This window comes from Alphaproteobacteria bacterium (assembly GCA_030680745.1).
Taxonomy (GTDB): domain Bacteria; phylum Pseudomonadota; class Alphaproteobacteria; order JAUXUR01; family JAUXUR01; genus JAUXUR01.
This window is the reverse complement of the sequence record JAUXUR010000018.1, coordinates 1-12,864: the sequence shown is the minus strand read 5'-3', so window position 1 is coordinate 12,864 and position 12,864 is coordinate 1. Positions and strand designations below refer to the sequence as shown.

Here is a 12,864-nt window from a genome sequence, read left to right as displayed (position 1 = left end):
TCTTTTAAGAGATTCACAAGATGAAGCCAAAAAAGCTCAATATCTTTCGACGCTTTGGTATGATCAGTCGACAAGAGAAGCACATAGAGGAGAATTGGTCGCGGCTTATTTAGATCTTTTCCATAATACGCAAGATGAAGCCAAAAAAGCTCAATATCTTTGGTGGCTTTGGCGTGATCAACCGACAAGAGAAGCGCATAGAGCAGAATTAGTTGCAGCTTATTTAGAGCTTTTCCATTATACGCAAGATGAAGTCAACAAAGCTGAGTGTCTTTTGCAGCTTTGGTCTGATCAAAACATAAGAATAAATCATCTTCAGGAGTTGATCGCCCGTCATATAGATTTAGCACAACATGCATCCCACAAATTTATTCGAGATTGGTCTTTTGACGTTTTGAATGATAATGAAGCAGCTAGGCAAATCTTCAATGAACAATATAGTGAGATTTTTGAAGCGATTCAAGAAAGAATGCAATCTGAAGTTTTGCAAGAAGAAAAACTAGAAAATTATTTACGGGATGGCGAAATATATCAAGAAGAATTTCAAAATTTCATTATAGAATATTGGGCTTATCTTTCCAATGAAGATAAAGCCGTTCTTTGTGAAAAATATGCAACTCAATTCGGTGAAGATAATCTACGTATACAGGAATTGTTATTTTTATATGCTTGCGATGGGGGTCCTCGTGATGGTGCTGTAAAGGTCTATGCAGATTTGCTTTTAAAACTTAAAGATCCTTTTGTACATCATCCTTCTGTCCTTGATATAAAACTTGATACAGAAAACGCGCAAGCTCTTTATTTCACCATTAATCCAGAAATATTTAATTATTTGCCAGTGAATCAAGAAGCTTTAGCGACACTTGAAGATGTTTATTTCATTCTTGGTGACGATATAGATTCTCAAATCAAAGGCATACTTGATAATACTGATCCAGGAAATTTTGGCGCCGATTTTAAAAAATATTTCGTGGCCCCTTTTTCAGAAGAATCCATGATGCTTCAAGCCATTATTCAAAAATATAAAAAAATGGGTTTAAAAGGAAAAGAAAAATTAATGAAGATTATGCCTGATTTGCTGCAATGTAAACAAGGCAAAGATCAAGCGATCGGAGATCATTATTTAGTTGAATCTGAAGCCCTTCCTTTTGCTGAACTAAAAAATATTGCTGATTGGTTAATTCGTCTTCAAACTAACAATAACCCTTATATAACAGATGAATATTTGGCAACATCTTTTAATAAATCACGCGCTCAAATGATTACACTTGTTTCGCATATGCTGAAACCTGATCATATATTCCGTAGGCATTTGACAGATTTTCAAACAGAAAAAGCACAGCTTTTAAAAGCTCTGTTGGGCTCTGTTGTAAAGTTTGAAAAGCATATTGACCTTAGTGATCGCGTTGCATTAGGCCAAAACTTAAAATTAGCCCTCGATATTTTAGTAAAATTATCAAATGAAGAAAAATTCTTCGAAACATTGGCTCAATTATGCGAAGTGTATGATATTTATCTACCCGCTAATAAATTTGGCGACCAATTATCAACGACTTCAATGGAAGGTCTTATTCAAAAACTAAAGGCAAATGATGTTAATGAACGTGGTGATCTTTTGACTTTCCAAAATCAAATGCGTGATTTTGTTAAAAGTGAAAATTTTATGGCTTTGTTAAACAATTTTGATGTTGAAGAAGGCGCTAAATTACGTGAATTAATGCGCGGTTATGTCAGCAATACTTGGCCTGTTGGACTTCTAAATTTAATGGAATTGGCGTGTGAGGAAAAATTAGAAGACGCCGTTAATGCCATTTTAGATCAAACTAAAATTGATAAGGATATGCCGTTAACTTGGGCTAACCTTAAAAATATGTTAACGCGCGAATTGCTTGGTGTAAAACGCCAAACCATCAATGCGCTTGTTGAAAATATAACAGGTTTATCGCATGCAGAAAGACCACATGATATTTCGTATGTTGAAGGTCTTTTAGGGAGTATCGTTGGATTACGTCAAGCAGACAAAATGCCCAATTTTGATATTTGGCATATGACGCATGAAAATACGACATCAAAATCTTTACAAGAAACTTTAGATCTGTTCCATGAAGATTTTACAGCCAATAGAATCATCAATCATGTTAAAGAAATGATTGATACATCTAAATTAAGTATTACGGCACCAGGAACGGGCGAAAACATTATCTGGGATATGATACGTGTTGCTGCGAAAGAACAATTGCGTGATAAAGAAATTGCCAAAAGAATGAGCGAAGACAATATTATTGATGAAGTAATTATTGAAGATTATGTTAATGATCTTTTGTATAACCAAACAGGTGCTACACATCTTGCTGTGGCGTTGTTATTAACAAAACTTGGTATTTTAAATGAAGTTGACGAAAATAATCATCAGATTTCTGATAACAGCATTATTCTCGATTAAGAATTAACGAAAGCCTATCCTTACGTTAAGTGGGGATAGGCTATATTTCCTATAAACACCCTTCTCTTTTTAGGCTTAATGTATTGGCATGCTTATTGCATTTATCTTGTAGATCTTAATGAAATAAAGAGTGTCCCATGAGTGCTAATATCGATTACGTCCTTTTGTCACACCAAACATCTGCTGATCGTCAGTTTGCTGTCTTAACAGGGAATTTAAGTCTTGCCTTGTTACCAGGGGCGCAACAAAATAAGCTTTATTTTCAACAACATATTGATTATCATAGTAAAAATCCTGTTTCTTTCACACAAGAGCGTGGTACGTATCGAAATCTTGCAACAGGTGATGTTACAAGTACTGGCAATGCGCTCGATTTTGCAATTATTGGCCAAGGTTATTTTAAAGTGTTAACGCCAGAGGGTGTTCGTTATGGTCGTAATGGAAGATGTCATATGGGGCCCAATCGTGAAGTGATGGTTGGCATTGATGGTATTCTTTTAAAAGACGATGATTCACCGCTTACAATTCCCTTAGGTAAATCAATCGAGGATTTACACGTGTCGCCCGATCTTGCGATAAGTATGGGCGATCAATATGACGGGAAATTAGGTGTTGTGCGCTTTGAAAATGAACAAAACATGACCTATGTTAAATACCGCCATTTATATGAAACAAAGGATGAAGCTTTACCGCCTTTTGATGAAGAAGGTAAAATGATGGTTGAAGTGCAACAAGGATCATTTGAAAAAGCAAATGTTTCTTCATCGACAGTTTTATTTTCTTATATGCAAACACAACGTAATTATACAGCTATCGACGAATTCGCAAAAAAAAGACATAAATCTGAACTTGATACAGTGAATGCTTGGCTTAAAGTGAATGCATAAGGGGCAAATTTAAATGGCGACAAATTCTACTTTAGGGATAACAGCATCGACTTTTATGGCGCTTGATACTGAAATGGCGACGATTGCGTCAAATCTTGCTTTGACGCGTGTTAATGCGTCGAGTGCTTTTGTTGCCAATTTTGAAGTGGCGGCTGTTGAAAATCTTAAATCAGCGGGTGCTTTTGCGTCGGAATCAGCTGGCAATTATTCCGTTGGTACAAATATTGTTAAAGGTATTAAGCTTGCAGGTCTGTATCAACTTATTTCGCAAGGATCACAAGATCAAACGGGTAATCCTTTCGATGTAATGATTAATGGACCTGGTTATGCGGTTGTGAATACTGCAAATGGCAAAGCCTATACACGGGATTTAAGATTAATTCGTTCGACAGTGCTTAAAAAAGGACCTTACGAATTAGATCCAGGCATTATTATTCCTCCTGAGGCGCGTGAAATTACATTAAGTCCTAATGGTGAGTGGCAGGCGATATTGCCAGGTCAAACAGCGCCAACGATTTTAGGGCAAATGACACTTGTTATTTTTAACAATCCCCATGCGCTTCGGCCAACAAAGGATAATTTATACTTAGAAACAGGTCCAGATGGATCTGGTGCGCCAATTCCCGGTATTGCAGGTACTGATGGTTACGGCGAATTTGTACAACATGCAGTGGAAAGATCAACAGTTAATCCAACAGATCAATTGATTCGGTTGGTCGAGGTTTCTAAACTTTACGGTTATGCGACAAAAGTGATCGAACGTGAAGATGAGAAGGAAAAACAAATTACGCGTGCCGCATAATTGTTTCTTTTTACAAAGGGATAGGCTATTTTGGGTACATATTTGGTATTAATGCCAACTCGATAATACCATTTACTAGAAAACTAAGAGTTTCTGTCGTTGCGATGAGCCCCAAATTAAGAGGGGCGAAGAAGCAATCCAGAAAAAACAATTAACAAGTTGCATGTTAGTTTTTGACTGGATTGCCACGCAGCTATGCTGCTCGCAACGACGAATCTCTTGATTTTATTGTTTTTAATTCTAAATTTGCGTTTATAATAATAAAACTTGGGGAATGTATTGAATTTTCTGGAAAAAATTAAAATTATTTTAGCCTGTCTCGGATTGTTTTTACAATCAAATGGATTATGCGCTGAAGAAGTATATCTAAAAACGCAAGAGCTTGAACTTTTTCAGGATAATATTTTTTTAGGTGATATTTTTGATGGATTACCAGATGCGCAAAAAACTCAAATTATAGGGCCTACGCCCGGATTAGGTAAAAAGAATTTATTTCCTCAAGATAAACTTAAAGCCATTGCGCAGCAATTTGGCCATGAATATTTGGGGACGACTTCCTTAATTATTAAACGTAAATCACGTCTTTTAAATCATGATCAACTTATTGAACCTATTAAAATAGTGCATTTAGATTGGATTGAATCTCAAAATAATCATGATTTTTTTAAAACAAAGGATTATGAATATGTGCTTCAATCTAAAAATAAAAAGATTGAAATGCCTTTAATAGAGGGTGTTAGACCTGAAATTGTTGATTATATATATTCACCACAATCAAATTTTTTTTCAGCTAAATTTCAATGGGTAAGTGATGATTTGCCGAATCAAACACCCACATCTTTTGTTTTAGAAGGCTATGCATATCCGCTTGTTCAAATACCAGTTGCTAAAAACCCTATTATGATTGGTAAAAAAATAGGTCCTGATGATTTGACAATGACCAATATTAGGTTGGAGCGTTTACACGGATCCATTTTAACAAATCAACAAGATCTAATTGGGATGGTGGCGCAATTATCAATTTTACCGCACCAACCTATTCAAAATAGGCAGGTTAAATCGGCGCTTATGATTAGTAAAAATGCGCTTGTGATGATGCAGCTTAAAACAAGTGATATGGCTGTTGCAACTCAAGGAAAGGCAATGGCTGATGGTCGCAAAGGCGAATTTATTCCCGTGATGAATATGAGCAGCAAAAAAGTTTTACAAGGCAAAGTAATAGACGAAAATCTTGTGGAAATACAAAATTTTAAAAATGTGGGTGGATGAAATGCTAAGATGTGCATTTTTAATAGGATTAATGCCATTACTTTCTGGTTGTAATTTAGTGGATCGTTTGAATGCCTTGGGGAATCCACCACCTTTATCGCCCATTCAAAACCCTGTGATGAATCCTGCTTATAGACCAGTGAGTTTGCCTATGCCGCCAACAACGCATTATGAATCAAGTAAAAACTCCTTATGGCGTCAGGGCGAAAAATCTTTTTTTAAGGATCAACGCGCAAGTCAGGTGGGTGATATTTTAACAGTGATTATTAATTTGAAAGATTCTGCAAAATTAAATAATGAAACCTCCAGAGGTCGCAATAATTCTGATAAATTAGGCGTGGATAATTTTGCAGGACTTGAAACGCGCATTAAAAAAAATCACAAATCTCTTAATTTAGCAAAAATGGTTGGCGCTGGTAGTTCAATGAATAGCAAAGGCACGGGGACTATTAAGCGCGACGAAGAAATAAAAGTGAATGTAGCGGCGGTCGTTACGCAAGTGTTACCTAATAATAATCTTGTTATTTTAGGTAGGCAAGAAGTCCGCGTGAATTACGAAGTGCGCGAACTTCAAGTCGCAGGCATTATACGACCTGAAGATATTACGTCCGAGAACAAAATAAACTCTGAGAAAATTGCTGAAGCCCGTATTTCCTATGGTGGTCGCGGTCATATAACAGACGTGCAACAACCACGTTATGGGCAACAATTTTTGGATATTATTTTACCGTATTAGTTCCTAAGAAATGAGATGCTGATAAACTTGATTTAAACTATATATACAATTTGTATTGACAACATAAGTAAATTACATAAAATCAATCAGTTTTATTTGTTATTGGATCAAGATGCATGTCAAGCCTTTATACGCCTCAAACTATAAAATCAGAAGTAGGTGTTTCAACTTATGAGCGAGGTAATCTTTATTACAAGCAAAATAGGGTAAAATCTATTAAATTTCAGAATGATATATTAAAAGCCGTTGTTCAGGGCGCACGAAAATATAATGTAACAATTTATTTTGATGAAGATAATGCATTAATAGCGAATTGCTCTTGTCCCGTTGGTTTTAATTGTAAACACGCCGTTGCCGCTTTTTTACAAGCAGATTATGAAGGTTTATTTAAAATGGACGTATTGCAAGAAAAGCTAATAGAAGAAAAATTGCCTTATCAAATTCAAGATTGGCTTAATGCTTTAGAAAAGGAGCAAGAGCCTTCAAAAATAGAAGAAGAATCTTTTTGGATTAATTATATTATTAAGAAAAGCTATGGATCATCAATAGAATTTGCATTTACCAAACAACGCATTCTTAAAAATGGTAAAATAAGTGCTGATCAAAAAGTAAGCCCAAGAAATCTTGATAAAGTGATTTATGATAAAAGTATTAAAAAAGATGATATTGAAATTATGAAGGATTTATACCCTTATGTTAATTCCTTAAGTTATTCATCAAACACATTAGACTCAAATCTTGTTGAAAAAATTTTAAAAACAGGTAGGTGTTATTATAGCAATTATTCATTTGAATCTAATATTCTGATGAAATTAGCTAATCCTCGTTTCGGGAAATTTGAGTGGGTGCTTAATGATGATGGTTCTCAAAAATTAAAATTATCTTTGGACAAAGAATATAATGATTTGTATGAATTTGATAAATATTGGTTTGTAGATCATCAAAATGCTGAAATGGGAATTATAAATTTTCAAGAACCGCATCATCTTATTTCTAAATTGCTGCATGCGCCTAAAATACCTGTGGAAAATGTTAATGCATTACGTTCTAAAATGCAGCATTTAACAAACACAACACTAAAAATAGAAGCGCCTAAAGAAATACTTGTTGAAAAATTAACACCTATCGATCCTATTCCTTGTTTTGAATTGACCACTAAAAAAGCCAGAAATTCTTTTAATCAAATTATTGAGTTTATGTGTGGACAATTAAAATTTTATTATAATGGTCAGCTTATTGATTACAATGACGGAAACAATGAATTAAAATTTATTGAAAATAATAAGATGTTTTTAATGTCTAGAAATTTGTTATTTGAAGAAAATGTAAAAAACATTTTATTATCTATTCATTTGAAAGAATTTAAAGATATCAAGCAGATTGCAAGATTGCCAGATAATACGCATCATTTATTTACGTTTGAGGGTGCAAATTCTCAAGGATATTGGTTCGAATTTCAAAAAAAAGCGATTCCAGATCTCAAAAAACTGGGATGGAAGGTTACGATAGATAAAGATTTTCCATTTCAATCCATTATTCATGATAATCAATTTTACTCAAATATTGAAAAAGCGGATGGTAATCATTGGTTTGATGTTGAGTTGGGCGTCGATGTTGACGGGCAAAAATTTAATTTAATGCCTATTATTGTTGCAGCTTTAAAAGATAATCCATTAATTTTTGAGCAATTTGAAGAATATGATCAAAATGATAGCATCATTATCCGTTCAAAAGAAAAAAATAAATATTTTAACTTTAAATGGGATGCCGTTAAGCACATCTTTTTGTTTTTAAAAGATTTATACGATACGCATAGCTTGGATAAAAAAGGACGCCTGAAATTATCTTATTATGAAGCGCCCTATCTTGCTGAAATTGACGATGCGCAACATGCCTTGGATTTACGTTGGTTTGGTGATAAAAAAATTGCTGAACTGGGTAAAAAATTACGCAGTTTTACGGGCATTAATGCCTCAATTTTACCCGATAGTTTTAAAGCATCTTTAAGGCCCTATCAAAAAGAGGGTGTTGATTGGTTGCAATTTTTACGCGCGCATCAATTATCCGGTATTTTGGCTGATGATATGGGCCTGGGTAAAACGGTTCAAACGCTCGCCCATTTATCGATTGAAAAAAAAGAAGGTCGTTTAACAAAACCAGCTTTAGTGATTGCACCCACCAGCTTAATGGTGAATTGGGAAGCAGAAGCACAACGTTTTACACCTGATTTAAAAATATTAGTACTTCATGGTGCAACGCGTAAAAATCATTATGATAAAATTTCAGTAAGTGACATTGTTTTTACAACCTATTCCTTATTAAGTCGTGATAAAGAAAAATTATTGTCCCATTATTTTCATTCTATTATTTTGGATGAAGCGCATCGTATAAAAAATAATAAAACGCAAACAACACAAATTGTGTATCAATTGAAAGCTGAACATCGTTTTTGTTTAACAGGTACACCGCTTGAGAATCATTTGGGCGAATTATGGTCCATCTATCATTTTTTAAGCCCAGGATTTTTAGGGAATGAAAAGCAATTTAAAGATCAATACCGTAATCCTATTGAACGCGATAAGGATGAAAATCGTCGAAAACTTTTAATAAGGCGTATTAAGCCATTCTTGTTAAGGCGTACAAAAGAAAAAGTGATACACGAATTACCAGCCAAGACAGAAATTATTCAACGTTGTGTTCTTGAAAAAGATCAGCGCGATCTTTATGAAACTATTCGCGTTGCCATGGATCAAAAAGTTCAAGCAGAAATTGCGCAAAAAGGATTGGCGAGAAGTCATATCACGATTTTAGATGCCTTGCTTAAATTACGCCAAGTGTGTTGCGATCCCCGTTTATTAAAACTTGAACATGCGCAGAAAGTAAAACATTCGGCAAAATTAGAACTTTTAATGGAAATGTTGCCTGAAATGATTGAAGAGGGTCGCAAAATACTTCTTTTTAGTCAATTCACGTCTATGCTTGATTTAATTAAAGAGGCGCTTCATAAAGAAAATATTCCGTATGTTACGCTGACAGGATCAACGTTAGATCGCAAAAAACCTGTTGAAGAATTTCAAGCGGGTAAAGTGCCGCTCTTTTTAATAAGTCTTAAAGCTGGCGGTGTGGGTCTTAATCTAACAGCTGCAGACACAGTCATTCATTATGATCCATGGTGGAATCCAGCTGTTGAAAGCCAAGCAACGGATCGAGCGCATCGGATTGGTCAACAAAAAGCTGTTTTTGTGTATAAATTTATTGTATCGGATACGGTCGAAGAAAAAATTCTTCATATGCAAAATCACAAACGAGCGCTTGCAAGTGCATTGTTTGATGAAGATGGCCAAGCAGCCCATAAATTATCAGCGGATGATATCAAGACGCTATTTGAAAAGATTTGATATAATCTATATTTAAGTGTATATAGAATAAAGTAAAAAAACAAACATATTTACATAAGGCTTTTAATATAATGAAATCAGGATTCTTATTCTCTAAACTTCTTTTTATTGCTTTTTTTTGGAGCAGTCTAGTTGTGATACCCAAAGATTCCTGGGCGATGTTTCCGTACAATAATCCCAAACTTCAAAAAACTGATATAGATAGTTCTATTCAAGATGCATTGTTGCGCACTGATCAGATCTTGGGCCAATACGAAGAAAGGAACAGAGCTGAAGAACAAAAACAAAAAAACGAAGTAGATGATATTATTAACCAGCACCCAATCTACCAACAGGTATTGACAGCGATTGAAGCGGATGGGCCTTGTTTTCGCAGAGAATTTCCTAGTAAATATCCATTGCCTGAAGAAGGATTATTTCATTTATTTTATTTATGTTCAAAAAATGATCCAAAGCGTGAAGATCGCATTAAGTTATTATTTGAAGCCGCACAGGACTTAAATAATTTAAGTTTTTATAGAACTATTTATACTAAAATGAGTAATTTTTATGGTGGTTCAGCGCCGCAAAGTGAGTTGGAGCTTTGTGCTCTTCTTTTAGAAAAGGCGCCTATAGATGAAGAAATTAATAAATCAAAAAAAGAAAATTTTAAGAAAATTCTTTGGAACTTATACTATCAATACGAAGCAAAAAATAATGATGATAAAAACATAAATGCATTATTGGATGCTATTGCACGATATTATGTGATTGATGAGAAAGAAGCGCAGAAATTTTTAAATTTTCTATCAAAAAATTTAACACGCTTTATAACAGAAGATTCTTTAGATGTTTTAGCGCTTCAAAAAAATTTGAATTTTTCCTCTTTTTTTGAAATAGCACAGACAATAATAAAGAAAAGATTAAATGATCTGATAAATATTTATTTTCAAAAACCAGAATCTAAGAATGTATTTGAGGGCACAATATTAGGATGGCAAGAGATTTTGAATGAAATTGTGATCTCTCTTAATCAATATTCAGAAGCAAGGAAACCGAATGGATTTCCTGTAAATTATCATTTCGAACGATCTTTAAACTTTATTTTAGATAATAATCAATTTGTTGATAAGAAAGATCTTCTTTTTATTTTAGAAAATAGTCGATCCATTTTACAATTGCATTCAAATTTAGGAGAAAAAATATGTTTGCTTTTAGATTATCCTGATATAGAAATCCAAAAAAAAGCTTACAATGATATTCTTTTTTATTTGGAACATCAAATAAATAACAATGTAGATAAATTTTGGGTTAAGGAAGTTTTTGCTGATTTATTAAATAAATATTCTTCTTATTTAGAAAAAAAAGATCCTTATTATAGCCAGATTTATACAATATTTAAAGAAGCTGAAGCTTCATATTTTTTACAAAAATTATGGCTATTTTTAATAAATCAATTTGAAAAAACAAACGAAAAAATATATCAAGATATCGTATGTCAGCAAATACAAGATTATTGGAATATTCCTTTGAATAAGAGAAATTTAGTGTGGAAAAATTTCAATAATCAGGCAATTCAGATTGCGTTAAATAATCAAACGGTGAGTCTAGATAAAATTCATGCCTTTATAGAAGATAGTAAAACAACAGGTTTCAATAAGTTTTTTGATGCAGATCTTTTTCAAAAATTTAATGATTTAATGATTTGGGATGAATCGAAACCTTTAAAATTGCGTATTGAATCTTTTAATGACCTTATTACGCGCCTTAAAAATTCTGAAGACATTCTTGCGCTTAATATGCGTGCTGATGAAAAAATAAATAATGATGTATTTCGTGAATATTTCAAAAACATATTTATTATATTGAATCCTGAAACAACTATATTTGATAAATATGCCGCAAAAAGAGCACTTATTCATATGCGTGAAATTTATGACGACATCACTAATGTTCCTTTGCATTTGACAGATTTGTATAACGTCAATTATCATCGGTTTTTTCAAAAAGAAAAGCGTCCTGCTCATTTTAAGATCGATAAAACATTCGATTCTCCCAAGATTGATACAGATTCAGGACTGATTTTTGGATTTGCAGATGAGGAAATGAAAAGCAGGGATTTCTGCGAATCACATGTTTTTTACGCTTGTGATACAGACTCAGGATATGCTGTTTGGTCTTATGCTTTTGATGTTATGTGTGAAACAAATAAAAAATATCATCTTTTATATTCTGTTGGCAAAGATGTTATTTATTTGGCTTATCATAATAAGGTTTTGTTGCTTAATAAGACAAATGGTTCTGTTGTTAGAGATTTTGAATTTGCAGACAAAAACCCTATTATTTTTATCGCTTCAAATCCAGCAGATATTTTGTATGTTGTACAAAAAAATGCAGAGAAAGAGGAAATTCTTACAGGTGTAAAAATGCCTGAAACATCAGAAATTTTTCGTCAAAAAATTTCACCTAAAAAAGGAAAATCTATATTTGGGTTAGCTGGAAATTATTTTTGTGCAACAGCCTTTGCATCAGATCAATTATCTTTTATAGGTCCTCAAGGAATAGAAACTATTTTAGATACGCATCTTCGTGGAGGTAATTGGGTGGCTCAAGAAAATACCCTCTATTTCGAGCGTGAAATAGATAAAAAACATACGCAATTGGTCCGCTATAATATGGTTGAAAATAAGGAAGAGTGGGTTTTTGATTTACCTTCTTCTATCAGTCAAAAATCTTTGAAATTATCTGCAAAAGGCACTGAATTATTTTTCCTGACAGAAAATGGACAGCTTATGGCCCTTTCAGCATCTTTGGATCTGCCTTCTAAACAACGCATTATTTGGTGCGAAAATACTAAAAGTCAGTCAAGTAGGTTTACTGTGGATCATATTCTGCCTGATTTGAGTGGTCGTGTTATCCATGGTCTTGAAGAAGGTATGGGAAGATTTGCTCAATATGATGCACGTACGGGTGAAAAACTATTAGAATATGAAGCTGGTAATGGTTGTTTTGTAGGGATGTCTAAATCAGGACGGGTTTATATTCAATAGAGGGCAGCAAAACGTCTTTTGAAAAGATTTAAAATATTCTTGAACAAATGTTAATAATTCATTATTATCTTGTGAGTATTTTAACAGAGGTAAAGACTTCAATGGTCGTTTTGATGAAAAAATTAGATTTTAAAAAACATCAAGGTCGTTTTATATCTGTAATCATAGTACACGACACTTTTTTAATTTGATCTAAGGTATTGATTTTTTATAAGAAAACATAGTACAGACAAGATACAAAAAAAGGAGCTGTACAATGATAAAAATGAATACCTTAGATCAAGCAATAAATAATCACTT

7 protein-coding genes are annotated in these 12,864 nt (G+C 33.5%); all 7 read left to right on the top strand.

What is annotated here, in order from left to right; translation table 11 throughout:
* A partial coding sequence (locus tag Q8L85_01475) for a hypothetical protein (GenBank protein MDP1723357.1) occupies positions 1-2,443 on the top strand: 2,443 nt, incomplete at its 5' end.
* A 137-nt stretch (positions 2,444-2,580) separates the two neighbouring features.
* Positions 2,581-3,330 carry a hypothetical protein gene (locus Q8L85_01470; protein MDP1723356.1) on the top strand — a complete coding sequence of 250 codons (750 nt, stop codon included), beginning with the start codon at positions 2,581-2,583 and terminating at the stop codon, positions 3,328-3,330.
* A gap of 13 nt (positions 3,331-3,343) precedes the next feature.
* Positions 3,344-4,132, top strand: a complete 789-nt coding sequence (locus Q8L85_01465) for a flagellar basal body rod C-terminal domain-containing protein (protein ID MDP1723355.1) — start codon at positions 3,344-3,346, stop codon at positions 4,130-4,132.
* Positions 4,133-4,411: 279 nt separating this feature from the next.
* A complete protein-coding gene (flgA, locus tag Q8L85_01460) occupies positions 4,412-5,401 on the top strand; it encodes a flagellar basal body P-ring formation chaperone FlgA (protein MDP1723354.1) in 990 nt (329 codons plus the stop codon).
* Position 5,402: 1 nt separating this feature from the next.
* The gene (flgH, locus tag Q8L85_01455) at positions 5,403-6,137 is read left to right on the top strand and encodes a flagellar basal body L-ring protein FlgH (protein ID MDP1723353.1); all 735 of its coding nucleotides are present in this window, start codon (positions 5,403-5,405) and stop codon (positions 6,135-6,137) included.
* 116 nt (positions 6,138-6,253) lie between these two features.
* On the top strand, positions 6,254-9,535 hold the full coding sequence (locus Q8L85_01450) for a DEAD/DEAH box helicase (GenBank protein ID MDP1723352.1): 3,282 nt from the start codon (positions 6,254-6,256) through the stop codon (positions 9,533-9,535).
* Between the two features lie 71 nt (positions 9,536-9,606).
* Entirely contained in the window at positions 9,607-12,564 is a 2,958-nt protein-coding gene (locus tag Q8L85_01445) for a hypothetical protein (protein ID MDP1723351.1), read from the top strand.
* Positions 12,565-12,864: the final 300 nt, after the last annotated feature.